General features: G+C 40.0%; 24 protein-coding genes. 18 read left to right on the plus strand and 6 right to left on the minus strand.

Annotation, left to right across the window (positions count from 1 at the left end):
• Positions 1–111: 111 nt before the first annotated feature.
• The 5 genes from MKY44_RS05850 (at position 112) to MKY44_RS05870 (ending at position 3,872) form a co-directional block, all read left to right on the plus strand.
• Complete coding sequence (locus MKY44_RS05850) at positions 112–492, plus strand: hypothetical protein (protein WP_341006393.1); 381 nt, start codon at positions 112–114, stop codon at positions 490–492.
• Between the two features lie 13 nt (positions 493–505).
• Entirely contained in the window at positions 506–961 is a 456-nt protein-coding gene (locus tag MKY44_RS05855) for a hypothetical protein (protein WP_341006394.1), read from the plus strand.
• A gap of 47 nt (positions 962–1,008) precedes the next feature.
• Positions 1,009–1,464 carry a hypothetical protein gene (locus MKY44_RS05860; RefSeq protein WP_341006395.1) on the plus strand — a complete coding sequence of 152 codons (456 nt, stop codon included), beginning with the start codon at positions 1,009–1,011 and terminating at the stop codon, positions 1,462–1,464.
• Between the two features lie 115 nt (positions 1,465–1,579).
• On the plus strand, positions 1,580–1,954 hold the full coding sequence (locus MKY44_RS05865; protein WP_341006396.1) for a hypothetical protein: 375 nt from the start codon (positions 1,580–1,582) through the stop codon (positions 1,952–1,954).
• A 112-nt stretch (positions 1,955–2,066) separates the two neighbouring features.
• Positions 2,067–3,872, plus strand: coding sequence for a serine hydrolase domain-containing protein (locus tag MKY44_RS05870; RefSeq protein ID WP_341006397.1), 1,806 nt, complete (start codon positions 2,067–2,069; stop codon positions 3,870–3,872).
• Positions 3,873–4,067: 195 nt separating this feature from the next.
• Here the strand turns inward: MKY44_RS05870 and MKY44_RS05875 are convergent, their stop codons facing one another.
• Positions 4,068–4,448, minus strand: coding sequence for a hypothetical protein (locus MKY44_RS05875; protein ID WP_341006398.1), 381 nt, complete (start codon positions 4,446–4,448; stop codon positions 4,068–4,070).
• 978 nt (positions 4,449–5,426) lie between these two features.
• Between MKY44_RS05875 and MKY44_RS05880 the strand changes: the two genes are divergently transcribed.
• The 5 genes from MKY44_RS05880 (at position 5,427) to MKY44_RS05900 (ending at position 12,009) form a co-directional block, all read left to right on the plus strand.
• Positions 5,427–6,383 (plus strand): SHOCT domain-containing protein, encoded by a 957-nt coding sequence (locus MKY44_RS05880; protein WP_341006399.1) that lies wholly within the window; start codon positions 5,427–5,429, stop codon positions 6,381–6,383.
• 234 nt (positions 6,384–6,617) lie between these two features.
• Positions 6,618–6,926, plus strand: coding sequence for a hypothetical protein (locus tag MKY44_RS05885; RefSeq protein WP_341006400.1), 309 nt, complete (start codon positions 6,618–6,620; stop codon positions 6,924–6,926).
• Between the two features lie 239 nt (positions 6,927–7,165).
• The gene (locus MKY44_RS05890) at positions 7,166–8,668 is read left to right on the plus strand and encodes a hypothetical protein (RefSeq protein WP_341006401.1); all 1,503 of its coding nucleotides are present in this window, start codon (positions 7,166–7,168) and stop codon (positions 8,666–8,668) included.
• The gene (locus MKY44_RS05895; RefSeq protein ID WP_340902994.1) at positions 8,665–9,195 is read left to right on the plus strand and encodes a hypothetical protein; all 531 of its coding nucleotides are present in this window, start codon (positions 8,665–8,667) and stop codon (positions 9,193–9,195) included. The genes MKY44_RS05890 and MKY44_RS05895 overlap by 4 nt, the downstream gene beginning before the upstream one ends.
• On the plus strand, positions 9,196–12,009 hold the full coding sequence (locus MKY44_RS05900) for an AAA family ATPase (protein ID WP_341006402.1): 2,814 nt from the start codon (positions 9,196–9,198) through the stop codon (positions 12,007–12,009). It abuts the gene before it with no gap.
• Between the two features lie 469 nt (positions 12,010–12,478).
• On the opposite strand, the gene MKY44_RS05905 is transcribed toward MKY44_RS05900, so the two are convergent.
• Positions 12,479–12,724, minus strand: coding sequence for a helix-turn-helix domain-containing protein (locus tag MKY44_RS05905; RefSeq protein WP_340902999.1), 246 nt, complete (start codon positions 12,722–12,724; stop codon positions 12,479–12,481).
• Positions 12,725–12,888: 164 nt separating this feature from the next.
• Between MKY44_RS05905 and MKY44_RS05910 the strand changes: the two genes are divergently transcribed.
• Positions 12,889–13,074, plus strand: a complete 186-nt coding sequence (locus tag MKY44_RS05910) for an aspartyl-phosphate phosphatase Spo0E family protein (RefSeq protein ID WP_340903000.1) — start codon at positions 12,889–12,891, stop codon at positions 13,072–13,074.
• A gap of 38 nt (positions 13,075–13,112) precedes the next feature.
• Positions 13,113–13,415, plus strand: a complete 303-nt coding sequence (locus MKY44_RS05915) for a hypothetical protein (protein ID WP_340903002.1) — start codon at positions 13,113–13,115, stop codon at positions 13,413–13,415.
• A 124-nt stretch (positions 13,416–13,539) separates the two neighbouring features.
• Here the strand turns inward: MKY44_RS05915 and MKY44_RS05920 are convergent, their stop codons facing one another.
• The 3 genes from MKY44_RS05920 to MKY44_RS05930 form a co-directional block, all read right to left on the minus strand.
• Positions 13,540–15,219, minus strand: coding sequence for an ABC transporter substrate-binding protein (locus MKY44_RS05920; RefSeq protein WP_341006403.1), 1,680 nt, complete (start codon positions 15,217–15,219; stop codon positions 13,540–13,542).
• 145 nt (positions 15,220–15,364) lie between these two features.
• Entirely contained in the window at positions 15,365–16,975 is a 1,611-nt protein-coding gene (locus MKY44_RS05925; RefSeq protein ID WP_341006404.1) for a response regulator transcription factor, read from the minus strand.
• 424 nt (positions 16,976–17,399) lie between these two features.
• Positions 17,400–19,211, minus strand: a complete 1,812-nt coding sequence (locus MKY44_RS05930; protein WP_341006405.1) for a sensor histidine kinase — start codon at positions 19,209–19,211, stop codon at positions 17,400–17,402.
• A gap of 274 nt (positions 19,212–19,485) precedes the next feature.
• On the opposite strand from MKY44_RS05930, the gene MKY44_RS05935 reads away from it, so the two are divergent.
• From MKY44_RS05935 to MKY44_RS05960, 6 genes are all read left to right on the plus strand, one after another.
• A complete protein-coding gene (locus MKY44_RS05935) occupies positions 19,486–20,343 on the plus strand; it encodes an ABC transporter permease (protein ID WP_179086446.1) in 858 nt (285 codons plus the stop codon).
• Positions 20,344–20,359: 16 nt separating this feature from the next.
• Positions 20,360–21,232 carry a carbohydrate ABC transporter permease gene (locus MKY44_RS05940; RefSeq protein ID WP_341006406.1) on the plus strand — a complete coding sequence of 291 codons (873 nt, stop codon included), beginning with the start codon at positions 20,360–20,362 and terminating at the stop codon, positions 21,230–21,232.
• A 190-nt stretch (positions 21,233–21,422) separates the two neighbouring features.
• Positions 21,423–22,079 (plus strand): hypothetical protein, encoded by a 657-nt coding sequence (locus MKY44_RS05945; protein WP_341006407.1) that lies wholly within the window; start codon positions 21,423–21,425, stop codon positions 22,077–22,079.
• 43 nt (positions 22,080–22,122) lie between these two features.
• Complete coding sequence (locus MKY44_RS05950) at positions 22,123–22,590, plus strand: GNAT family N-acetyltransferase (protein ID WP_341006408.1); 468 nt, start codon at positions 22,123–22,125, stop codon at positions 22,588–22,590.
• Between the two features lie 120 nt (positions 22,591–22,710).
• Positions 22,711–24,327, plus strand: coding sequence for a xylulokinase (locus MKY44_RS05955; protein WP_341009793.1), 1,617 nt, complete (start codon positions 22,711–22,713; stop codon positions 24,325–24,327).
• 293 nt (positions 24,328–24,620) lie between these two features.
• Positions 24,621–25,262, plus strand: coding sequence for a FusB/FusC family EF-G-binding protein (locus MKY44_RS05960; protein WP_341006409.1), 642 nt, complete (start codon positions 24,621–24,623; stop codon positions 25,260–25,262).
• Positions 25,263–25,465: 203 nt separating this feature from the next.
• On the opposite strand, the gene MKY44_RS05965 is transcribed toward MKY44_RS05960, so the two are convergent.
• A complete protein-coding gene (locus MKY44_RS05965) occupies positions 25,466–26,053 on the minus strand; it encodes an NAD(P)H oxidoreductase (RefSeq protein ID WP_341006410.1) in 588 nt (195 codons plus the stop codon).
• Positions 26,054–26,285 lie beyond the last annotated feature (232 nt).

A 26,285-nucleotide genomic window follows, 5' to 3' on the forward strand; every position in this document is an offset into this window, starting at 1 on the left:
CGGACAACTTTGCACTTCTCAATCTGTCGAATCATTCCCGTTGGTATTTAATAAGTGTTAAAGGAAATTAACAAGTCAAAAAAAAAAAATAATGATAACTTGTGAGGCATTATGAAATTAATAAAATTAAAGGGCACTAAAACTGAAGAAGATATAAGAAGAGAATTAGTAGGATCGCATGAGTCATTATTTAATGATGAAATAAGATCAGGTTTGCTTTCAGTTATTAAGAGGTTTTTTCCACAAATGAAAACTGCCTATATTTTGTTCTGGATACCTGAACAAGGGGAAGATATTTTTTCGTTGCTGATTAATAACGATACAATTGCAAAAGTAGAAATCGATCGCTACGACCACGATATTAAACCTATAATTGAAAGCAAACAACTAGACAATACCTATTTAAAAGGACTTAGGAAATATGCACGGATTAGATTAGCGATTGCACTTGAACTTGCAAATATAGATCTAAAAAATGAAGAGAAAAATTAAAGGAGTTCCTGAATTGAAGAATCAAAAGCGTTTAATGATTTTACTATTTCTTTTAACAATACTCGCCCTAAGTGGATGTATTTCATACAGTGTGAAGACAGATAAAATTGTTGAGGACGGGTTGATAATAAACTCAAGTTCATTTGGACTGGGAGAGAGCGAAGAAGATGCAGGTATTACAGTCGTAACATACAATTTCACTCTTCGAAATAGAACCAATAAATCAATAATGTTAAAAACAGTTGAACCGATCTTGAGTAAGGATATTCAGGAGCGATTAATTGATAGGGATATTAAATTGGACATAAATATGAAAATTGATGGTAATAGCTCGGAAGAACTGACAGGTACTTATAAATTAGATACTAAAGGGCTGGATAAAGAAGGAATAATCAATTTAAACATTAATGTTAACGAATTTAATATAGCATTTGAACAAGTCATAGGAATGAATGAAGTAAATAACTAATTTGAGATGACTTTAAGAAAATATATCTAACAACGAGGTGTATTCTTATGGAAAGAAAAAAAGATGATAACAATCAGATGGCTGTAATTCCAGAGCACCATAGCCCTGTTCGACATATGCTTAATGAAGCAAATGGACTACCGAGCAATCAATTTATAGACAGTTTTAAGAAAGCTCAGGATACTCCAGATGCATATGTAATTATGGAAGGTGATGATGGAGGACAAATCTACTTGTCTTGCCCTATGAAACTAGTAAATTGCAGTGAGGAGACATTACATACTCTATTAAAAGATTTAGATACCATTGCATGGGACTGTAATGAGGGAGAAGGCCAAGGACTATTTTACGAAAAACTCTTTCCTGGTGATGGGATTAGTGGAGGTATGGGGGGAGGAGATGTTGAGGAAGGACTATGGATTCATGAAGAATTTATAGATTTACAATTATATGATGAAATTCATGAAGTCATATTAGGCAATAAAGAAAGAATAACAAAGTAATAGAATTAATGAATCTTAAGGGCCTTCAACATCGGATAACAAAGTGTTAATGTTGTGGATTGGCAAACTGTTGAAATACTTCATACGGTGTTAAGCAAAATATGTGAGGTGAGTTATGGGCGTAAGAAAAAAATATAAACGTAAAATCGTTCGCTCCAATCGATTATTTTATTGGTATGTTGAACCGGATATTGACGATGAAGGAATAATCAAATTACATATCGTTTCTGAGGATAAGAAGTTAATCGTTACTTATGAAGTGGGACAACACAGTATTAAGAACAAGCCCCCATTTATAGTCATCATCGGAGAAGAATTCGAAGGCTGGACGTTAGAATATATAGGATACAGAAGAGTACTAACACCGCAATGGAGCGATGAGATCATCACGCCAAAATTGATAGGAGAAATTATTGATTGGTGCCTCTTGAAAGATAAAGAAATAAACATCGTTAATTGGAAAGGTGAAATTCTTCGGCCTCTCTCCTGAATGGAGTTTAATTGCATTTGAGAATAACCTAGATATATATGGACTTTTTTTGAAAACGCATACTTGAAATCAAGAGATGTAATTAACATTTAAAATAAAAGGAGAGAAGCTAATGCAGATGAATTGTGGATATCACACTGTAAACAAAGTAATTGCTTGTGTTCTGTCATTCATGTTTATCATTATGGCAATAGCGGTACCCGCCCACGCTGAAGAGAAACAGGTGGAGACTACACCATCCAGGATTCCTTTATCCAAGTTAGAGGAAACGATTGATGCTTATGTTGCCTCGTATGAGAAGTATACCGCTGCCGTTGCGGTTGTGGCTATCAAAGATGGTGAAACTATTGTGAATAAGGCATATGGTTACGCAGATATTGAGAATCAGCGGAAGGCGGATACCTCCACTGTTTTTGAGTGGGCTTCCATCTCTAAACTGCTGGTCTATACAAGTGTGATGCAGCTTGTCGAACAAGGAAAGCTTGATTTGGATACGGATATCCAGGAATATCTGCCAGAGGGATTTTTCAAAAAGCTGAAATACGATGATCCGATTACACTATTGAACCTGATGCATCACAATGCGGGTTGGGAAGATCAAACAGCGGCCGAGGTGTTTTATTACTCCGAGAATGAAACGTTAGAATTAGGAGAGACGCTGCGTAGAAATGAGCCGAAACAGATCTACAAACCGAATAGCATAGTGGGTTATTCGAACTACGGCGTTGGTCTAGCTGGTTACATCGTGGAAGAGATAAGTGGCCAACCTTTTTATGAATATGTCGATCAACATATTTTCGAACCGCTTCATATGAACGACACTTCAATTCATCCAACGGGGCAAGATCATCCAGACCTAGTACATAGAAGAAATGAGATTGAAGGGTATACAAAAGATTTGAAACTGATTCCTGAGAACAGAGGATACGTAACATTTTATCCTGCCGGGGCAGCGATTGGGACAGCAGAAGATTTAGGCAAATTCCTTGCAGCGTTGATGCCTGTAGATGATAGCCATGTATTATTTAAGAACAGGGATACGTTAAACGAAATGTTGTCAACAAGTCTATATTATGACGGGACTTCTACTCCGCGATTTGCGCATGGGTTCGTTGAGATGGAATACTGGGTGCCTACACTGATGCACGAGGGGAATTTGAAAGCATTCTCCAGTAAACTTGTCTTTGATCCCGAATCTAAATTTGGGATGGTCGTCATGACAAACCAGTCTTTTGAAGAAATTTATGGTTATGGGCTTATTAAAGAAATTTTCGGTGATAACGCCAATTCTAATAGAGTTACTTCGGAGGGGGGAGGATATTTTCAGTCCGCACGACGGGCAGCATCTAGATTTACTAATTTATTTACGGCCCTTGATATAAAGAAATTCAAAAAAGCTGAGTTAAGTAGTTCTTATAACGTTGTCGAGCATAATGGTGTTGTTGAGAAAATCTCCTTTACTCCTTACATTGATTACTTGCCTGTATCGAATGTAAAAGTGAACTTACTTAAGATATCTCTTATTCCTGTTGCGCTAGCCATCATTTTCAGTTTAATTGCTTTGATCGGCTATTTAATCCGGATGCTTCTTAACAAGCTATATAAACGAGGGAATCCTAATACCAATTTTAATAAATATCATCTTGCAATTAACTTTGCAGGTGTGGCACTCCTTCTTAATCTTTTCATCATACAAACGAAATTGAGGTTTCCAAATTATCCTGCTTATTCTTCGTTGCGCATCAATTTAATGTTTAACCTACTATATGTTGTTCTAGCAGTGGCGTATCTTGGCTTGCTTATTTACAAACTGCGGAAGAGCAGTTACAGCAAAAAGCAAAAGGTGATCTACATCATGTCTGGCATCACGGCGTTCATCTTGGCTGCTTTTGTTGTGGGATGGAATTTGTATGTTTAGAAGGGTAAACGCTGAATATAGATATTCAAAGCATTGCAATGGCTCGCGGATAACTTCTATACATCATTGATATTATAAGTGGGGAAAATTATAAAGAGTAAAGGCAGCAGTTCCTTATGTGGGACTGCTGCCTTTGTGTTAGTATGCCCTTTGGCAACGTGTGCCTCGGCATATTGAAGGGGGATCAAGATCATCCTATTTTTTGTCTCTCAAAATAAATAATTTAATAGAACTGTAAATGACCACCAGAATATTCAATAATAATAGACCTATATATCCATCCGTTAACTTTGTTCGTTCAATCCACTTGTTCACTAACTCTCCGGTGAGAGCTTGTTTTTCTAGATACTTATTTATATCACTCTGATGGATTTCATCCATATACATTAGTGGAAACTCCATGCTGTTGGGAGAAGCAGCTAGCGGAGGATAGAACTCTACCCATTTTTGACTAGCCCATCGATCATACTTATAGTGAAGATCTGCGCTGGACTCAAGATTGTCCCACCTGAGAAAACCCAATATGATTAGAATACAAAGTGTGACAATGCTAAATATTAACTTCTTCTTATTCAAATAAACCCCCTCCTTATGTGTGTAATACTAGCCATACCGTTGTTATTCAACTGTCATATTCCATCATTAAAAGTATAAGAGCATTGGAAGTCATCTGATGTACCGTTTAACATGAAAACGACTTTATCATCCGTTTTATTCTAACAGTATTTTCCGTTATCTATAAGAAGATTGTTTTCTCCCCAATGAAATGCTTAGATGAAATAGGTTGAAAGTTCTAAGAAATAGTTCTTTAAGCACATAAAATACCTTCGCAAATGTCACGAAATGGGTTATTATGTATGTAGTTAAGGGAAATATAGTTTTTTATAGAATATGAGAACATATTAATCAGATATAGTCTAGAGTTTAGAACTCTGACTATACAGAAATTTGTTCCAAGAAGTAAAGCTAAATAAAAATTATTTATCTAATGCTGTCGACTATGAATGTCTAGAAGAGGGAGATAAAACGTGAGATTACAAATAGATCTTTTTATCATGGAGTAGCATTAGCAGGAATTACTGAACATGAAAACTTTACTTCAATTAATAGAATATCCAATATTAATTCGCTACATGCATATCAACTAAATCATGATAAAGGTTTGTATATCAAATATACAGCGAAAATGGGGAAGTCATGGAGATTTACTTTTACTCCAGAACATCAAGTTGAGGTAACAAAAGTATTTAAGCAATTTCCAATGAATACATACTTAATTTTTGTTTGTGGAGAAACCGGAGTTCGTACAGTTGATTTTGAAACATTTGAATCTTGCATTGACTTGAACCAAATAGAAAGTGAATGGATAGAAATATATAGACCGGAGGGTGGGAGCTTTAGAATAAGAGGGGCTAGTTCGGAACATAAAAGATCGATACCCTTGAACAATTTCCCTAGAATTTTATTCGAGAAATCTATACCTGTCTTGAAAAAGTAGTTTGGAATAAAGTCAGAGACAATATCGTTATTCAGAAAAAAATAGGAGTGATAACTGTGTCCAAGCATGAAAACACAAATTCGTTAGAAACAATTGTAGTTAATGCATTGAAGGTTCCAGGAGTAAAAGTAAATCGCCAAGAATTTTTGACACAAATATTAGCAAGTAAAGTGAGTAGCAGTGAACTTCTATCTGCTCTGGATAAGGGACCAGTTGATGCGGGGATTTCTGTGACTTTACTCAATAAACTAGCCAAGAGTCATATCGAAAAAAGAACATTACAGAGTACAGGGATTTCCTTTGCAACAGGAATTCCTGGGGGAATTGCAATGGCGGCAACTATTCCAGCTGATACTTTACAGTTTTTTGGAGTAGCATTGAGACTGGCGCAAGAACTGGCATATTTGTTCGGTCACGAAGATTTGTGGGGAGCGCAAGGAATAAATTCAGACAGAGTGAAATCAGAACTTATAATTTTCCTCGGAGTAATGTTTGGCGTGGGCGGCGCTAATTCCGCTCTAAAAATAATATCTGCAAAAGTAGCACAGCAAACTTTAAAAAAACTTCCCCAACGAGCTTTGATGAAGACAATTTACTATCCAATTGTAAAAAAAGTGGCTACCACAATAGGTGTTAAAGTAACTAAAAAAACTTTTGCTCAAGGTCTATCTAAAGCCATTCCTGTATTAGGTGGAGTGATCTCAGGAGGTATAACGTATGCCTCTATGAAGCCTATGGGTAATAGGTTGCGTGATGAACTATGCAAAGTAGCAAGTAACTACTCGGAGAAAGATTTTGTGAATGACATGGAAATTTTCAAGAAAGAAGTCATTGATATTGGACCAGGTGAAGAAACGGAATGGGCTGAAGTAATTTCAGCAATTCAAGAAGAGCGAGCAAAAAAAATTGGGAGCGTGGCTGATGAAATTTTGAAATTTAAAAATCTGGTAGATTTAGGCGTAATTACAGATGAAGAGTTTCAAAAGAAGAAAAACGAACTTTTGAATATGTAGAGATTAATGTTCGATAATTGAAAAATAAAAAAACCTCAATTGGATTGTATGTATGAGTGGAACAAGGTGGTTGTATATAAGTAATGATCTGAAAGTCCATAAAGTACCAAATCCTAAAAATAGTAAGTTTAAGCCTATTAAAGAGTTAGCCGGACAAGAGGTGCTCAAAGTTCTCCTATACTATGAGACGTTTGAAAAGAAGCCGTCAAAATTATTACTTTTAGAATTTCTAGAGTGATTTTAGATTCAGAAGGTTCTTATGAATTAACTCAAGAGGAAATGGAAAAGGCACTATATAACTTTAATGAATTCGGCTTTGCAACTCCAGAAGAACTTGCACAACGAGATGAACCCTTATCTTTACCGAGTACTCCTGTGTTGCCGACAAATCAAGAAAAAAAGACAATATACAACTACTTGAAGGAAAATATAAATTCGCTATCACACAATGCACCATACATCAAGGAGGAAAGGATCAGTGCTTTAAAGCAAATTCACAAAGAGCATATAGAATTAATAAAGAAAGCGGTCAAGTTAAAATAATTAAACTTATGCATAATAAGTTTTTAGTAAGCCGTTAATGTTATTTTTTTATTCTTTCTGAATACTTTGTGTGTCTTCAAACTCGAACAAGCCGAACTATAAATGGATGCACGAGTAAAAAGACGTTCCATTTAAACTGTTTGAAGAGACACCTTAGAAATGAAAAGATAATTGAATAATTGGGAAGTCATAGTGCATCGTTGAATTTGAGGTTAGATATAGAGAAGGTAGGGCTTGAAATGAAATCTACTGATGTTAAACACTCTATAGCGGGATTCTACTTTCAACTTCTGATAGCCTGCTATGAATTAGTGAATGTTTATGAATATGAAGATGCTTACGTAGGTGTAGAATGTGATGCAGATGTAAGAGTAAACTATGGTAACGATCAATTTATTGAAGCTAAATTTTATAGCGATGACTCCTTTACTCGTAATCAAGAAGCTATAACCCATACTATTTATAATTTTTATCACACATATAAGAGAACAAAAACAAGTGGTACATTCCAAATAAAAACGAATGTGCCGTTTGCTACTTCTGATTTTGATTTTTTTAATAATTGGAATACGAAAAAGTTTGATATCCCTAATGAATACATTAATTATGTGAAGGATTGTTTGGTGTACGAATATGCCGATAAAAAGGAGGGTAAAGAAGCTTATGAAGTGTTTAAAATGTCCTATAAGAAATCTAACCCTCAGCTGAAAAGACCTCAATTTAAACGTGCCTTAATTAATCACTTACACTTATATCCAGATGAATACAAGAATTTCTTATCTGAAGATGTGCTCATAAGCGATGAGGAAATTTTAGAATTTGTTAAGTTAGTTACCTTTGATACTCCCAGAAAAAAAGTTGATAAATTCAGCAGTATTTTAGCTCTTAAAGAGAAAACTGAATATCATTTGTCAGTTCATTTTCCTGGACTGAGTAACTTTGAATATGAAAATATTAGATTTCTTATTATGAATGCTTTTTTGGATACGACAGTGGATACAACTTCATTCATTTTAAAGACAAGTTCGATTAATCAAATCGTAGCAAATCACACTGAATCAATCCAAGAACTGTTTAACAAAGATGTTTTGGCTAGCTCTATTAAAGATATTGAAATTGAATTAATTAAGTATGAACTGCTTCTAAAGAGAAAAGGGCACTCTGATAGTTTAGATCGTATTTTAAAAGTAGTAGGCACATGCACTGAACAGTGGGTTCACGGAATGAAAGAATATGGAGTAACGCAGATGAACAGCCGATATCTAATGGGATCTTCTCCGTCATATGCGCTTAACATACTGGAATTATTTAAAGCAATGGGAGAAATATATGCTCTATCGGAAAAAGAGCTAGGAGATATAGATCTATTTGATCTTGAAGGCATTAATAATGTATCGTTTTCTGAATATAAAGGATTTTCTTTAAAAACTACACATCATGCTAGTGATAAGCAAGATGAGCAAATGTTAATAACTGCTTTTATCGAACATACTCTAAAAGATCAACATCTTATGAAGGCTATAGGTGATGAAACCATAATTTTTGATGCTGATTGCAAAATATGTGATCCGGAAAGATTAAATATAGAGGACATAGTTATGGATATTTCAAAACCCTACGGAACTATTTTAAACCAGGAGTTTTATCGCTCTTTTCAATATAAATGTATACGATGTGTAAGATTGCTAACACACGATGCTGATTGTCCTTTTACTAAAAGTTTTAAGGAAGGGCGGATATGATGGATAGTATAATGAATGAATTAGGAATAAAAGATTTCCTTCTTTATGAAGAACTGCCTTCCTGTAGAATAGGTAATCTTGATAAAGATAAAATATTAGTTATTTGCTTAATAGACGAGTTACCTCAAATTGATGATATCGCTAAAAAATTACCCAGTCTAAGAAATAAAATGATGATGCAAATGAATAACCCAAAGAATATTGAAGTCGTTGAAACTAAGATACCGATCTCCAAATTTTTGTGGGATATGTATATAGTAGCTCTTCATCAATATAAGGATGAAAAGAGCAGCTTCAACCCTACAGAAATAGCTAAATATGAACGTGATAGATTCATAGCCAGAAAAATTATTATTCAATATGAGCACATGGAGGAATTAAAAAGGAATTTTGTTGAGCTATTATTTCCAGAAAGAATATTGGATAGCTTCTCAGTTTTAGAAAATCTAGAGAGCGAAAAGATAGATTTTGAGAAGATTAAAGAATTACTTCAAAATATTGAAAATATAGTAAAGAAGGAGGTGTGAATGGTGTATCTGTCAAAAGTGAAAATAAAAAATTTTCGTGGATATGGTGAGAACGAAGGTTCTTCAGATCGTTGCTTTGTTTACGACGAACTGGACTCTCCCTTGGTAATATTTCATGGATATAATGGGTTTGGAAAGACATCTTTTTTTGAAGCAGTCGAATGGTGTTTGACAGATAACGTTTACCGCTTGGAAAAATTTTATCAAGAAAAAACTTATCAAGCTAATGAATTAAAACGAAGTCATTATTTGAAATTTTACCATCCTAAACATGGAAATATTGAGCGTAGAGAGATATTCGTTGAATTACTATTCACTAATGGGTTACGTATTGTCCGGAAAAGCACTAACAATGTACTTCGTACTACAGAAAGAGACACAAGTTATTTATCTAGAGTATATATGGGAACAAGTGATTTGGTTGAAGTAACTAACGAATTAGTCTTGCACCAGTTTATTCTAGAAACGAAGGATAAAGAAGCTTTTTTTCATACTCATATGTTAGGACAAGAAAGTATAAGTGATTTTTTGAGAAATAATTCACCAGCGAAACGAAGAGATATTTTCATGCATCTTTTACAGGAAGAAGAACTTAACAATGCTTACCAGTCTCTGAGTAAATATCAAGCAAAAAACAATTCGTTAACAATTAAATATACTGAGTTAAGTAAAATTATTCAGAATCTTCAGAATTTCCAAATTGGAATTACAGATTTTATGAAAAAATTAAATTTTGAAGATATGGCTCACTATATAAGAGCGATCAATGAAGATTACAATAAAATTAAACTTATTTTATCAGGTAGTGATATTAACGATTTAGAGTATGATTTTTCATTGTTAATGATGGAATCAAACATAGGCCTTAACAATTGTATTAAATATCTGCAGACAGTAAGTGTGGAACATCAAAGAGTTAGTCTATTCCGTAACGATATGAACTCCAAGTATGAAGAGTTGTTACGTCTCAGTAAGCGATTTGAAAAAGCATCTTTATTGGAGGAGGCAAAAAAACATTTACAAAGATCAGAAGCAGCTAATCGTATAAAGCGAGAAAACAGCAATTTATTAATGAAAGAAAGCGATGAAATAAATCGACAAATAATTACAGCTGAAACAGGTGTGAAATCCATTCAAAATAAAAAAGAGTCCCTTGCAGACTATAAGAATGTATTCACTTTGTTAAGAAGATTTATTTCCAACTTCGATGTTAACATTCAGTTTTGGAAAGAGTGGAGTGAAGAGGAAGAAAAATGGAATAAATTCATTCTTGATTTTTCATCAGAACTAAACATTAATTCGAAAACATTGGAAATTGAGGATATAAACAAAGAATGGTTTCGCGAAGTTGAAGAGCGATCAACAAATTTGCAGAGAACAAAAAAACAATTAAAAGAAAACTTAGAAGCGATAATTTCACAGAAAGATTCTGTTTCTCAGTTGAATAAACAATACCAAGAAGCTTTAAATCACGTTAAGAAGATGGTTAATGAAAATTTCCTAAGTATTGATAAGTGCCCAGTTTGTTTGAATGATGACTTTTCTAATTCTAAGTATACTAGTTTAGAAGGTTGGGAAGATAGTTCTACTACAGCTGAGAAGCTTGTTTTGATAATTGATTCAACTTTCTCTGCAGGTAACGAACAGATTGCTCTTATAAATAGTAGAGAAAAAAAGGTTAATGATAATATTCGTGCACTTGACAATCAATTTTTTAAAGAAGTAACTGAGCCTTTGCGTTTGCGTTTGGAAAATATATTGACTAAGTTTAAACAGCAATATGATGATGTTGAAAAACAACTTAATAAGGATTTGAATACTTATTCTGAACTAAAAAGTTCTTTGATTCTTAAAAATAATGATATTAAAATACAAATCGACAGGATTCAGGAGTCCTTAATAAGTCTTTTCGGGAGTGAAGTGAAGCTTGAAGAACTTGAAGCATCTTCACTTGATGATATTATTTCTAAATCTGAAGAATGGTTTGCTCTAAATCAAAGTTTACTTGGTTTTTCTAGTAATCTGACATTTAGTGAAATAGAAAGTGAACTTACTATGCTCAGGGAACAATATCTTAATGGCAAAGATTATGCCATAGTGAAAAGGAACATGGAGTCTATCAAAAGTAAATTTGTTGTTATTGATGATCTTATTGATTCTATGAAAGAAATCCTAAATAAGAAGCTTCCAGATGAATATGAAGCTGTAATGATTCGATATGAGAAACTGGAAGAAGTAATAAAACAATATAATGATGAAAAGCAGCAGATTGATTATTATCGGACTGAGGTAAGTAAATGGCATGGAAAATTACTTGGAAAGCAAAGACAAATTGTTAAGGAAAGGTTAGAGAACCATCCCATAATCAGTTGGGTATATGAAACAATCAATCCGCATCCATTTCACAAAAGATTACACATTACAAACACAGAGCGAGGAACTAACTTTATAGGTGAAACACAACTTGAGGATAAGGTTGATCTCTATCTTGATCAAATATTTAGCGCTGCCCAATTAAATATTCTGGCCTTAAGTATCTTTCTTGGCTTAGGTCTCACTCAACGATATAGTCAGCTTCAACAACTGTTTATGGATGATCCTATACAGAGTATGGATGATGTTAACATTCTTGCTTTTATTGATGTGTTACGAGCCATAATGGACTCCAGATATAGTAATAAACACATAGTTGTTTCAACACACGATGAAAATTTTGCTCAATTGCTTTCTATAAAAATGAGAAATAGAAAAATGGTTCAGTATAGGATTGTTGGATACACTGAAGAGGGACCTCAAATTGAAAAGATAAAGTAGACTCTTAGCTGGGGTTGATAGGTGCTCGTCTGTGATATTTAGGATTGTGTCTAGCTAATAAAGATATAGCAGGCTACGAGTCGTTGTAGATGCCTCTAATGTTTTTTTGATAATACAGATATTCCAAGAGAGCATCCTTCATTTGGATGCTCTCTTTTTGTTAGATATTCTTTCTGGAGCAAATTGTTGTAGTTCAGCGCGATCGTTTTTTTAATGTTGAAGGGGGAAAAAAGTATCGCTAGTGGATGCAGATGTTCAAGGGAACTTAACAAAATCCTTGGGTAGGTGAACTAGACATCAAGACTACTCAAGGGCTATTGGAACTTAGGAGAGATTATAAGAAGGAGATTTCCAAACGCTTTATTTTTATCGTGAATGCCACTATTCGAAGTGTACAATCTCGATTATGTAAAATATTAGAATATTTCCATAATAGGTATTTATGCCTTAAATTATATTGTCACTTTACTCATTCTTCCCCAAGCAAATACCCCACAGAAACCTCCAAGGCTTTCGCAATTACCACCACTTCATAATCTTGAACCAGACGATATTGCCCCTCCAAACGGGAAAGACTGGTTTGACTAATATCCAAACCCAGTGTTTGCAATCTGGCAAGAAATTCACGTTGTTTGATTCCTTTACTTTTACGGATAGTCACGACTCGAGAGCCGATGATGTTTTTGTCGCCGGGTGGTTCTTGTCTATGCTTCATTATGTACACCTCTCATTTCAACCAAATTGTATGAGAAATAATGGTTGTTTTAATGCGGATATCGAATTAAAATGAAATAAACCGATAATCGCATTAAAAATGACTGCTCACGTCTAGCATTAACAAGACATGGCGCAGTTTAGACCCATCAGAGAGGTGGATGTATGAGCCGGTTGCTTGACTTATTGGAAGAGGAACGGCGCAAGCTTAATCAGCTTGGTGAGGCATCCTTGAAGCAAGCGATTCCGTTATGGGACAACCCTGAAGTGCAAGAACAGAGCCGAAGGGTGGATGAACTGGTGACCCGAGTGAGTGAAATAAAGGCGAGGCATAACCGAGTTGTACGATGATGAGTGAGGTTACATAATGCGATAGGGGAGGAGAAGCAATGGATTTTCCGCCGTGGTTGCAACAAGCGATTCAGGCAAGGCTAGATGAAGTATCTGCCCGAATCGAGCATGACCCTGAATTGAGTCGTGTACGTGAAGAAAAGGACGAAGCGTTCGAAGGATTGTTTGCTGGCAAGGATATCGAGCAAACACCTGAATATGCTGAGTGGGAGAGCCGATACATTGTCAGTAAAGGAATAGAGAATGAGCGGTTGTATATGCAAGGGCTGAGGGATGGGATTCAGCTGACAGTTTCCTTGCTGAATCATTCGATGCCGGAGGAGTTTGATACGAAGGCTTGATCCACTAACGCGAATCCATAAGTCAGGGGAAGCGGCCCCGATCTTAACTTAAAAAACCAGCCGAAGCGGTAGGTTACACGCTTCGGCTGGTTTTTTAACGATTTACTTTTCCAAAATCTAATCCTTACTTCGCACTTACCGACTTAAACCATTCATTCACTTCTTGCGTGATCTGATCTCCGCCATTGGATTTCCAGTTGGCGACGAATTGGTCAAAGGCATCAATTGGCAGATTGCCGTAGATGATTTTGTTGAAGGTTTCCATCTCGGACTGGCGGAGCAGGTTCCATTTGGATACCATGGTTGGTGTTGCAGCGCCAGTGAAATAGTTTTGTTTACGGACGTCGATCTGGGACATCACGACTTTACCTGCATACCAGTTTTCCGGTTTGCGGAATTCGGCCATTTGTTTCTCGTAAGGTGTTTCAGGCTTCTCGCCGTTGGCCAGCTTCACGAGTGTTTTCATGTACAGATCCGGGATACGTGCTGGGCCGGTCAGGAATGGGAATTCGTTGGAGAAGTCTTTGATCTTCTCTTTGTCACTGGTCGGTTGTCCGTCAATGATATCCCAGTCGTAACCTTTGGCGAAGCCGTATTCATACTCACTGCCCGCTTTCGGGTTCGCAAGGTTATCGAGCAAGTAGTTGTAGTACAGGAAGATGGCTTCTGGATGCTTCGCATCCTTGTTGATCATGATACTTGCGTTGACACCAGAGTTCTGCCACTTCGTACCGATCTTGCCGTCTGGGCCAGCTGGAACAGGGTAAGCTTTATACTTTGAGCCAGGTACGTTCTTCAGCAGGTCAGGTGCAGGCCAGTCCGGTACCCAGTTGGCGCCAGGCAGAATGCCCGCTTTGCCAGCTGTCCAGCTTTCAGCGGATTTGCCTTCGTCCCACAGAGCGGAGTCAGCGTGGATATAACCTTTATCCATCCATTCAGCCAGCTTGGCAAGGGCTTGTTTGGCACCCGGGTTAACGGAGCCGTACTCGAGATTGCCGTTTGCGTCTTTGTTCCATTGCTCCTCGATTGTGCCGTATGCACCGAACAACCAGTCGAGCTGACCCATCCAGGTGTTGGTGTTATTTTTCAGTGAGATCGCCAGCGGGAATACTTTGTCTGGAGACAGACCGTCCGGGTTCTCGTTTTTGAATTTGTCCATGATGTTCTCAAGGTCTGCGATGGTTTTCGGAGCTTCCAGGTTCAGCTTCTCCATCCAGTCCTCGCGGAGCCAGAGCAGTGTATCGTCGTTATCGGTGTACTCCATGATCGGCATGTTGTATTTCTTGCCGTCCTTGGTGAACGGATACCACAGTTCAGGATGTGCTGCTGCGTGATCTTTCAGGGTCTGACTCGCGTATTTGTCGAACAACTCATCGATAGCGATGAATTGACCGGAGTCGATCAGCTGATTAGTCAGTACCGCATTGGTAGGTACTGTCACGAAATCAGGCAGCTTCTCGCCAGAGGCGATAGCCAGTTGCAGTTTTTGTCTGTATTGATCGTCATTGGCAGGATACCAGGTATCTTTATGCTTCATACCCAGCGTTTCCAGCATCCAGCGATCGTGCACGTTATTCTCTTTGGTATCTCCTTGCACGTATTTCTTCGGCATCAATACCGAACTGAACTCGATGGGTGGGTCATATTTTCCTTTAGCAAAAGCAGCTTCTGCTTCCGCTGAGCCGACTGTTCCCGGCGTATTATCGCTACCATTGTCACTGGCTTTCTCGCCACTGCCGCACGCAGTGATCGTGATGAGCGCGATAACCATGAGCAGTGACCACCATGTTTTGAATTTGATCATTGTTCAATCCCCCTACGGTGTATGATCTTTACAATGTAACTGTACCAATTTGGGCGGGAGGGCATCTATATGAGTTTGTTAGTTTCCATAGGACTCTATTAGTGAATGTGCAAATGAAGTTCAAAAAATTCGGTTTTCAGTCATGTTATTTATGCTGGTCTCTGTATTCTTGCGGCGTAACGCCGAATTGACGCTTGAACACTTTGATAAAATAGGCCGGGTCCATATAACCAATCTCCATACTGATTTCATACACTTTTTTGGTGGTCGTGACCAGCTTATGACAGGCCCGATCCATACGCAGGCGCGAGATATAATCACTGATGCCTTCGCCCGTTTCGATCTTATAGATCTTGGACAGGTGGGTCGGGTGCAGATTGACATGATCTGCAAGCACACGCAAAGATACATCCAGATGCAGGTTCTTATCTGTAAAATCCTGAATCTTCTTCACATAATCCGAACGAATATCCTTGATCTCATTGGACGTGCCTTCCTTGAGTTTGCCGAGCACGCTGAGCGACCATTTACGCAGTTTGCTGATGGTAGCGAAAACTTCGCCACTTTGCAAATCTTCGACATCGTTTCCCATTAAAGTGGTCAGAGTCAGCTTGTTCCGGTGGGCAATATTGGTGAATGAAGCCGTAATAAGAAAACCTGCCTCCATGCAATGCTCCCAGGATTCCGACCATTTCTCATCCAACTCCGCGCAGACCGCAAGAATTTTCTCTTCGGCGGCATCCCATTGTCCACTCTCTAGCAAACTAATGAAGGTGGGCGGGGTATACAGCACGTCCAGTGGACCTTGCGCCGCAGGTGTCTCGACATCACTAACGCGCATGACAAATTCGCGTTCGTCGCCAACGATCTGCCGGAAATAAGCGGAAGCCTGACGGAAGCGATCGTAAAGCTGATCCGGAAAGGTGAACCTCTCGGTGATAACGATGGAGAGTGAGCCTTTCAGAAACTGTTTTACTTTGGATTGAAGCTGAATGGACAGCTTCTCCAGAATGGTTTCTTTGCCAATATCGCCTTTCCGTTCCTTCAACTGAAGTAAAAACACCAGATATCCGTGCTCCTCCTTGACGCCCCACACTTCCATAAACTCACCCATAATCTCTTCCGCCATATTGATGATGGCATATTCGATCAGGGTCTGATCATTGCTGTCATAGTGTCCGAATTCTTCTTCCAAACGAACCAACATTAATGCGGCATCCCCGGTATGAAAGGGCAGAGCGTAATTGGCGAGCTTCCTATCCCATTCCGCAGCGGCGATTCGTTGTCCCTGTAAAGCCCCTAGGAGCAGTCGTCCCCGCAAATGGGGGAGATTCTCTCGCAACGTAAACTGCGTTCGTGTCAGTGAACTGACGAGTTCCCACTCGTTGTTCAATTGATCGATGGCCTTCTGGACAGCACCCATTAATTCATCGTCAGTCGGGGGCTTCAGCAGATAGTCCACAGCCTCGAACTGGATGGCTTTTTTGGCGTAATCGAATTCGGAATACCCGGATAACAGGATACATTTTATTTTTTTGTCCCGGATGCGGATGCGTTCGATCAGTTCAATCCCTGTCATTTCAGGCATCTGAATGTCCGAGATCACGATATCGATGGGGTGGGTGTCGATCATTTGAAGTGCTTCGTGTGCCGAGTAGGCTTTATGCACATGTTCAATCCCCAGCGTGTGCCAGGGCTTGGTCATGGACAGGTTATCGACCCAGTGTGCTTCATCGTCTACGATCATCATTTGCATTATAATGTCTCCCTTGGTGGTTGGTATATAAGGCCAATAATCAAAATCAAAGGATACGTGAAGTGAACAAAATCGCTACGGATTTGAAGGGTTCTTTCGATCGCTGTTCAAGCCCCATTTTCTGAATTAGATGATTATAATGTTAAAATGGTGCTTGAAAGGCGAACACTTCGTTTCTCCAGAATCCCTTCAATCCTTCGCTTTGGTTCACGTAAAGTTTAATCCCTTTATTTTAAAACAAGCACTATATAAAGGTTGAATTTGTAATAAAAGCGAAGCGTATGCTCCGATGCGGCATTCTTTCCAATTTGTTTTCATGAGAACACTTCCGAACGCTTTGCTTCTTCAGGTTTTTTCTGTCCTCTACGTTCACGTGTAAATGGTTCGTTCAGAATCAAATAGTCAACTTATCGTTAGTATCGTATCAATTTGTATCGGTATTACCTTTATCGGAATCTGTGTCCTCTTTTGGTATCTCCCAGATGATTTCGGTTCGGAATCCGCCAAGTGGGGATGGGCCGAATAGAAGGTAGGAATGACTGCCGAACAGGTGCGTGATTCGTTGGTACGTATTCCAGAGGCCGCAGCCCATTTCTTCTTGTAAAGGTTCCTGCATCTTCAAGTTTAGCGCTTCGTACTGTTCCGGGCTTAGGCCGGGTCCGTCGTCGTCGATATATATTCTGCCAAAACCATTCAAGCGCTCCCCGGTAATTCGGATTTCCCCGGATGAATAGGACTTCGCTACACCGTGAATCACGGAATTCTCGACCATCGGTTGAAGCATTAATCGCGGCACGGACTGGGCAAGCATATCCTCAGGGATATCGATGTGATATTCAATGCGACCATTGCGCAGCTTCTGGATATCCAGATAGTTGATCAGTAGCTTGATCTCTTCTTGTAGCGACGACGTCTCCCGTTCCATACGGGTGGTGTAGCGATAATACGCACTTAGGTTATGCGCCATGGAGACGACGGCTTGCTCGTCCTTCATCTGAGCCATGTTGATGATATACCCGAGACAATTATATAGGAAATGCGGATTGATCTGCGCTTGTAATTGCTTCAGCGTAGCTTCCCTGGCTCTAATTTTCTCATGGAATACATTCTCGATCAGATCTTGAATCTGATGAGACATATCGTTGAATCGGCGGAACAGGAATGAGAACTCATTCTGGTTTTTGCTATGCAGTCGGACAGAATAATCCCCTTGCTCGACGCGGCGTAAGCCTTTGATCAGCTTTTTGATCGGATATTGCACATTCCGGTACAGCAGGATCGACGCAGAGATGCCCACCACCAGCAGCAATATCATACAGGTGTAGAATAGATTCTGACTCAGCGAGATGGGTTTCAAAATCTGATACAGCGGTATTACATCAACCAGATGCCAATCCAAATAGGTAGACTTCACCGAGCTAACCAGATATTTCTTTCCGTTCAGTTCGACCACGTCCTGTGTGGTATCCTCTGGCGAGTGCGTATCCAGATACTGAGTGAGTGCTGCGGATAACTGCTTGTCCGCGCTGCGATTCAGAATGGGTGAATTTCCTTTGTGATATAAGAAAGGATCGCCTTGTCCGCCTGCTTTATACGTATCCAGCATATTCTGAATATTCTCATAGCTGAAGCTGGCTTCAATCACCAGATTGCTTCCAGTGAGCATTCCTGGTTGGGCAAGGGAGTCCGTATAGAACCAATAGAAGGATTTCATCTCATCCTGTGAATCTGCACTTTGGTCCCCATAGGTCCATTGTCCGCTCATATTTTTTTTCAAATACGCCTCATCATATCCTGTGGTTCGATTGTAGTTGGCGATGACATCCTTATTCTGCTGTGAATGCACTGCATATCGGGTGGGCCATATATCCGTAACGCCGGTTTGCAGCGTCATCTTCTCTTGTATCACATAACGGGTCTGCATCCGGTCATACCGATCATCCCACATGTTGAGGCCGTTGAATGCTCTGACATTGGGATCTCGGGAGAGAATCAGGCTGAAATCCATCATCTGATTGATGCGTGAGTCGATCTGACTGGACAGAAACGTGAGCTGTTTGGTGTTGGAGATCTGCAGTTCTTTGCTGACGACATCATAGGTGACGTTATTCGAGTAGGTGTACATGATCAGAATGGGGATGAACAAGACCACAATTAACAAGTTTATTTTGGCAAAAAGACTGAATCGGGATCTGGTAGTACCTTGAAAAGGCATTAAGCGCTTCCATATATGCATGAAAAGTCTCCTTCTAATTCGTGTGTAAACAACTTCTTCTAGTATGGCCCTAACAAAACACTATCAAGCCTAACAATGTTATATAGCAGACCTCAGAATGGCTTGATACTATTTATATCAGAGAACCCCATCACACACAAAAACTTTTTTTGGGAACAGGAGCAGTGCTATGGAGGCTAAATTGGAGGGTAAGCGGGTCCCGCAGGCAAACGTTGGGAACAAGCTGGAAAAAAAGAGAAAAAAACGCTATAAACAGCCATGGATTCTGCACTTCATGGTGTTGCCGGCGGCCATTATGGTCTTTATATTTTCATACATTCCGATGTCCGGGATTTTGATGGCATTTCAGGATTATAAACCTGCACTGGGATTTTTCAATTCCGAATGGGTAGGACTGAAGCACTTTAGGTACATGTGGGAAAATGATTACTTTCTGCAAATTACGTGGAACACGCTATTTTTTGCCTGTACGAAGATCGTCATGAATCTGATCATTCCGTTTGTCTTCGCCTTATTGCTCAACGAGGTACGGAAGATGGCGCTGAAAAGAACGATTCAAACGCTCGTGTATCTACCACACTTTCTGTCTTGGGTAACGTTATCCGGTATCCTGATCGACATTCTGGCCCAGACGGGTATTGTCAATCAGTTCCTGGTTTCGGTATTCGGCATCAAACCGATCTTCTTCCTGGGGGATGGCAGCTGGTTCCGGTTCACGATTATTGCGAGTGACGTCTGGAAAGAGTTTGGATTCAACACGATCATCTTCCTCGCGGCATTGTCCGGCATTAACCCTGCACTTTATGAAGCAGCTGAAGTGGATGGAGCAGGACGCTGGAAGCAAACGATGTATATTACCATCCCGGCACTGATTCCCATTGGGATCGTAATCGCAACACTGGCACTGGGTAATGTACTCAACGCCAACTTTGACCAAATCTTTAACTTATATAGTCCGTTAATTTACCAACAAGGTGATATTATCGATACGTTTGTGTATAGAGAAGGTCTGTTAAGTGGGCAGTTCAGTTTCGCTACCGCTGTGAATCTGTTCAAATCGGTCATCAGCCTGATCCTGATTGTGATCTCGTACCGACTGGCTTACCGATTCGCCGGATACCGAATTTTCTAGAAAGGAGGACGAACGAATGTATCATAAAACGATGCCTTACCGCATATTCAGCATATTCAACAATGTGTTCCTGACCATTCTTTCACTGCTCTGCTTGCTGCCTTTGTATCACTTGCTCATGGTATCTCTTAGCGCATCTGCACCTGCGAATGCTGGTCTCGTCACGTTCTGGCCGATTGGATTTACACTGGAGGCATATGCCAAGACATTTGCCAATACCAACTTTCTCTCCTCCTTGTGGGTATCCGTGGAGCGGACAGTACTCGGTACAGGGCTTGCGTTAATCGTCAATACGATTGCAGCTTATGCGCTCTCCAAAGAGACACGGGTGTTCCGTGCACGTAACATCTATCTGTGGTATTTTGTCATCACGATGCTGTTCAGCGGTGGCCTCATTCCGGGATATATCCTGATTCTGAAGCTGGGACTGATGAACACATTGCTGGCCTTGATTTTGCCAGGATTGGTTGCGGTGTTTAACATCATTCTGTTGCTGAATTTCTTCCGTACCGTTCCGAAGGATCTGGAGGAAGCTGCATTTATCGATGGCGCAGGACATTTCCAGACGTTTGTCAAAATCTATCTGCCGGTCTCCGTACCTGTTATTGCAACCGTTTCGCTCTTCATGATGGTGGGGCATTGGAACGCATACTTTGATGGTATTATCTACATCCGTGATGCGGAAAAACTTCCACTCGCCACATTCATGCAGACGATCATCGTGCAGGCCGATATGTCGAAGCTTGATCCAGAAGCGGTGAAGAACCTGTCCCAACGGACGATTCGGGCTTCGCAGATCTTTATCAGCGCACTGCCAATCCTACTTGTGTACCCGTTCCTACAACGTTATTTTGTAACGGGGATCGTGGTTGGTGCTGTTAAGGAGTAGTTGAATGTAGGGAATGAATAGGATTGTAAAATGGAGTCACTGAACTGGGGAAGGCCAGGGAGGTGGCTTCTTTTTGTGGAAAAGAACGTTGCGCATATGTAGTGTATTACCTTTATTTGAATAAAATGGTACGATGGAAAAAATGAAATGCAAGTATATCCTGATTATTCCTATCGAGGAGTTGTACATAGTGAAAAAGATGATGATGTTTACACTTGCTGTAACGTTATTAAGCTGCTCCATGGCTCATACCGTTTCAAGTGCACCTAAGAAAATCAGCGTGATTCTCAATGAGAAGGAACTGAAGACAAAGGTAGGAGTCGAAGCAAAAATGATAGACGGCCGAGTATATATCCCGGCTAATATTCTTCGAGGTGCGAGATTCTCGGTAGAGTATAAAAACTCAACGCTTCATTTGGTTAATAGCTATTTTCTGTACACCAGAAATTTGATGGAGATGCATGTGTTTAATCATGTCTTTACAACGCGATTCAACAAGATGGATCAGGAAGTGGTTCACATTTTGGGCAATGTGCTGCTGGAAGAGCCGGTAGATTTCTCGAAATTACACGAGTTCATAGCGGAAGCTGAATCAAATGCGGGAATCCGACCGGAGAACTTTACTCCCGTGCTAGACTATAATTCCTTTGATTTTGGATCTGCGAGACGAAGTGTAGAAGCATACAAAAAAGCAAGTCGAGAGTTAATCGCTTATGTCGATACTGGAGACAAAGAGAGGTTGAAGTCGTTTTACGAAGAAAGAAAACAGGCACTTGAGTACTACGATTCTTACACCAATGTGTATGATCTTATTTTTAAAGCGAGTTTTACGAGTGCAGTGAGATAGAGAAGAAAATAGTAATGATGATAAGTGCGGGAGGGAATTCAAAATGGAATTTAGAAGAATAACTTGGGATAATTTTATCGAATGTATTGAACTTAAAGTTACTCCAGACCAACAAAGATTCATATCCTCGAACCAACATGCACTTGCTGAAGCGTACGTTGCCTCAGATGAGGGGCAGATTATTATTACTTTTGCAGTCTATAAGGAAGACAAAATGGTAGGTTTTATTTCGATGTACTATGATGACGGGGATGGCAACTTTGAATATAGCAGTTATGGCATCTTCAAGATGATGATTGACCAGCGATACCAAGGTAAGGGATATGGTAAAGAAATGGTAGTAAAAGCAATTGAGTATGCGAGGACTTTTCCACGAGGAAAAGCCAAAGTTGTAGAACTCACCTACAAACCTGAAAATCTAGCTGCGAAGAAAATTTATGACTCTCTTGGTTTTATTCAAACCGGTGAAATATTGGCATGTGGTGAAGTACAGGCGGTATTAACTTTGTAATTGTCCGTTACAGCTCCAATCCTGCTCTTTCTTCATGAAATTTACACCTTGATTTGGACTATTCAAATCACCTATTCCCGAATCGGGTGAATTCCAAATTCAGAGAGGATGAATACGATGATGGATCAAAACTTGATACAAGCAATAGTCAGAGGAGAAACTTCGCTGGGCATTGAATTTGGATCCACACGAATCAAAGCTGTACTTATTGATCACCATTTTAATACCATCTGTTCCAGCAGTTATGAGTGGGAAAATCAATTGATTGGCGGTTACTGGACTTACCATATCGATGAAATGATTCATGGGTTGCAACAAGCTTATCATCATTTAAAGCAAGAGATTGAAAAAAATTATGGTGTAACGATACAAAAAATTGGCTCAATCGGATGTTCTGCTATGATGCAGGGTTATATTGCACTTGATCAAAATGGGGAGTTATTGGTTCCGTTTCGTACATGGCGTAATGCCACAACGGGGAAGGCTGCATCAGAGCTAACCGAGAAATTCCAGTTTAAAATTCCAGAGCGCTGGAGCATCGCACATTTGTATCAAGCGATTTTGAACGGAGAAGAGCATGTTACGAACATCAATTATATTACGACGTTATCGGGTTACATACATCGGCTGTTAACTGGCAGTAAAGCTATTGGTATAGGGGATGCCTCAGGTATGTTCCCAATTGATGAATCCACACTGGAATACCATGAAGATATGTTAAAGAAGTTTGACGATATAATTGCCGACAAAGGCTACACGTGGAATCTTAAAGATATTTTACCTAAAGTGTACACTGCAGGTGAACATGCCGGATATCTTAGTGAAGCTGGTGCCCGACTGTTAGACCCATCAGGTAACTTGGAATCCAATATTCCACTTTGCCCTCCGGAAGGCGATGCTGGAACAGGGATGGTCGCTACAAATAGTGTCCAAAAATGTACGGGTAACATTTCCGTAGGTACATCGATTTTTGCAATGATTGTATTAGATAAAAACCTATCTAGGGTATACCCTGAGATTGACATCGTGACTACACCTGATGGCAATCCTGTGGCTATGGTTCTTGCGAATAACTGCTCCAGCGATATTAATGCCTGGGTCGACTTGTTCCGTGAGTTTTATGAGGCGATGGGACAGAAGCCCGATATGAACCAGTTATTCAGTGTGTTGTTCAATGAAGCACTGAAAGCTGACGCTGATGGCGGTGGCTTACTGAGCTATGGCTACTATTCGGGCGAGAATATTACAGGGATTGCAAAAGGTCGTCCGTTGTTCGTACGTTCTCCAGAGAGCCGCTTCAATCTGGCAAACTTTATGAGAGTCCATCTATTTGCTGCGTTTGCTGCACTAAGGCTCGGGCTGGATATTCTTACACAGAAGGAGCACGTAACGATTGAGCACATTTGGGCGCATGGGGGATTGTTCAAAACCCCACGAGTCGCTCAAAAAATATGCGCATCCGCACTGAATATTCCCGTGTCGGTCATGTCTACCGCTGGTGAAGGTGGCGCATGGGGAATGGCTATTTTGGCTTCCTACATGGTTAATAAGCAACAGCACGAGAGTTTGGCGGATTACCTTACCACTAAGGTGTTTATTGATGCAGAAGGACAAGAGGTTTCTCCAAATAGCGCGGATGTGAATGGATTTGCCTTGTTCATGGAGCGTTACACGGAAGGACTGGCCATTGAGCAGTCAGCGGTAGATCATTTCGTGGAGAATGGGAAGAAAGCCTGAGATGTAATAATTTCTTGAACAGAGGAAATTGAAACGAAGCCCGTTGCCTACACTATGCTGCCCTGCTATAATTTCGTTATATCTATCGTATTGGGGGTTATGACGTGGCAATATGGATGATGCCGGATTGCTCGTTCGCTAGAAAGCCTTACGCAAAGCCTGAATAGGGGCGGACTTTGTGTAGGGCGCGACAAAATGAGATTGTTGCCCTGGAATCAATATCAACATAATGTTACATCCCGCAGGCTTTGCACCTTATTTGTTCTTCCAATAAAAATAAGGGGCTGAACGCCATGCAAACACTATTTATTCAGAATCATCAATTCAATTATATTCAAAAACAAGCTGATTTCCTGCTCAAAACGCTACGCTCGGTTGTGGATCGAAAAGTATTGGAAACCGTCCGTTATACGGTCGGCACAAATGCGGTGAGCATCTTCGATGAACTTACTCCGGAGCAGAAGCAACTGTTGGAGCAGTTATCCACGTATGAGACGACACATGAATTGCAGACGTATCTGAACCAGCTCGAATCATATCTGATTCCATATCCGCAAGTATCAGCGAAGCAGATTCAGAAGTTGTTTCCCAAGGCGAAGAAGCTCAAATTGCCTGATCTCGAATCCATCGATTACGCACACACAACCTATCTGAGATGGACTGACATTGCGACAAGCCGTTTGTTCATCGTGTATCCGTACGAAGGCAGATTTCTTGGTATTGAGGGACGGATTACACCCACGAACAAGAAAGGGTACTGCATGTTCTGTCATCGTCATCAGGAGCTTGGATTCTTCAACGTGAAGACCAAGGCTCATTCGCAGGACAACTTTTCTTCCATTGCCCAGTACGTGTGCATGGATAACACAGCTTGCAACCATAGCATTACCGACATCACCATGCTGGAGAAGTTTCTTCTCTCGACAGTAAAATAATGCAAGACACACAGACAGGGTCGCTCTCCGGAGCGACCTTTTTTGCCGTGTTCAAGCGTAGTTGTTCCCTTACCATAAACGCGAAAGGTTAGCGTGCTGGTCAACGCATTTTATTTTCACAAAGAAGGCTTCAAACCACAGAGATTGAAACAGGTTTTCAGACTTTATATCAGATCGTAAGATCATTTAAAGCCGTAATACCATTACAGCGTCGAAATATCGTTGGCATAGTTCAGTCCCAAGTGATGTGCATGGTTCAGCAGTGCCTCATAATGCTCTGGCTTGGATTCCAACGTTTCATATAAAAACTCAACCCTCGATTGGGACACGCCGCAGTAATCGGCAATGCCCACATTGAGCAAATTGGCGATCGATTGACCATAGTTGCGCTTGTGCATCTGTTCTTCCGTCACACCCGAAAGAGCGATCCACAATATCTGCTGATGAGGAAGTTTGTTCGCGCCATAGGCAAATCCGTTGTTCATGACACGATCCACATAACCTTTCAGCATGGCTGGCAGATGCCACCACCAGAGAGGGAACACAAAAGCCACAGCATCGTGTTTCTTCAATCGCTTCATCTCGGTTTCAACTTCAGGTGAGAACACCTGATTTTCTTGGGTATAGTCTGGTTCGTCCATCTCACGAAGAATCGGGTCGAATCTAATCTCATGCAAATCCAATATCTCATAACCGTGACCAGCCTCGGTAAGCCCCTGTGCAAAACGTTCAGCTACCTGGAAGGTCAAGGAGTCTTTTCTTGGGTGGGATACTACAACGAGTACGTTCATCTTATCTTCACTACCTTTCTGGATTGCAGTCTTGTAGCCATAAATCAGTGGCTGATGCTATTATAAACAGGTATGAAAACATCTGGAAGTACGCACTTTGATGTTCTATAGGAAGAATGAAGTGCTATAGGAACATTAAAGTACCCTAAATGGATGCCTCGAAATAGGCTCAAATAATAGAAAAAAGAGCAGTAAAAAGATTATATTTTCACTTGGGATACAGCCTGATTAT

Source organism: Paenibacillus sp. FSL R7-0026 (assembly GCF_038004485.1).
GTDB lineage: Bacteria > Bacillota > Bacilli > Paenibacillales > Paenibacillaceae > Paenibacillus > Paenibacillus xylanexedens_A.

What these genes read in the sequence shown, in the direction of transcription:
- MKY44_RS05850 (WP_341006393.1), top strand. Translation starts at nt 112, where the DNA reads ATGAAATTAATAAAATTAAAGGGCACTAAAACTGAAGAAGATATAAGA.
- MKY44_RS05860 (WP_341006395.1), top strand. Translation starts at nt 1,009, where the DNA reads ATGGAAAGAAAAAAAGATGATAACAATCAGATGGCTGTAATTCCAGAG.
- MKY44_RS05865 (WP_341006396.1), top strand. Translation starts at nt 1,580, where the DNA reads ATGGGCGTAAGAAAAAAATATAAACGTAAAATCGTTCGCTCCAATCGA.
- MKY44_RS05870 (WP_341006397.1), top strand. Translation starts at nt 2,067, where the DNA reads ATGCAGATGAATTGTGGATATCACACTGTAAACAAAGTAATTGCTTGT.
- MKY44_RS05890 (WP_341006401.1), top strand. Translation starts at nt 7,166, where the DNA reads ATGAAATCTACTGATGTTAAACACTCTATAGCGGGATTCTACTTTCAA.
- MKY44_RS05895 (WP_340902994.1), top strand. Translation starts at nt 8,665, where the DNA reads ATGATGGATAGTATAATGAATGAATTAGGAATAAAAGATTTCCTTCTT.
- MKY44_RS05900 (WP_341006402.1), top strand. Translation starts at nt 9,196, where the DNA reads ATGGTGTATCTGTCAAAAGTGAAAATAAAAAATTTTCGTGGATATGGT.
- MKY44_RS05905 (WP_340902999.1), bottom strand. Translation starts at nt 12,724, where the DNA reads ATGAAGCATAGACAAGAACCACCCGGCGACAAAAACATCATCGGCTCT.
- MKY44_RS05910 (WP_340903000.1), top strand. Translation starts at nt 12,889, where the DNA reads ATGAGCCGGTTGCTTGACTTATTGGAAGAGGAACGGCGCAAGCTTAAT.
- MKY44_RS05915 (WP_340903002.1), top strand. Translation starts at nt 13,113, where the DNA reads ATGGATTTTCCGCCGTGGTTGCAACAAGCGATTCAGGCAAGGCTAGAT.
- MKY44_RS05920 (WP_341006403.1), bottom strand. Translation starts at nt 15,219, where the DNA reads ATGATCAAATTCAAAACATGGTGGTCACTGCTCATGGTTATCGCGCTC.
- MKY44_RS05925 (WP_341006404.1), bottom strand. Translation starts at nt 16,975, where the DNA reads ATGCAAATGATGATCGTAGACGATGAAGCACACTGGGTCGATAACCTG.
- MKY44_RS05930 (WP_341006405.1), bottom strand. Translation starts at nt 19,211, where the DNA reads ATGCATATATGGAAGCGCTTAATGCCTTTTCAAGGTACTACCAGATCC.
- MKY44_RS05935 (WP_179086446.1), top strand. Translation starts at nt 19,486, where the DNA reads ATGGTGTTGCCGGCGGCCATTATGGTCTTTATATTTTCATACATTCCG.
- MKY44_RS05940 (WP_341006406.1), top strand. Translation starts at nt 20,360, where the DNA reads ATGTATCATAAAACGATGCCTTACCGCATATTCAGCATATTCAACAAT.
- MKY44_RS05950 (WP_341006408.1), top strand. Translation starts at nt 22,123, where the DNA reads ATGGAATTTAGAAGAATAACTTGGGATAATTTTATCGAATGTATTGAA.
- MKY44_RS05955 (WP_341009793.1), top strand. Translation starts at nt 22,711, where the DNA reads ATGGATCAAAACTTGATACAAGCAATAGTCAGAGGAGAAACTTCGCTG.
- MKY44_RS05960 (WP_341006409.1), top strand. Translation starts at nt 24,621, where the DNA reads ATGCAAACACTATTTATTCAGAATCATCAATTCAATTATATTCAAAAA.
- MKY44_RS05965 (WP_341006410.1), bottom strand. Translation starts at nt 26,053, where the DNA reads ATGAACGTACTCGTTGTAGTATCCCACCCAAGAAAAGACTCCTTGACC.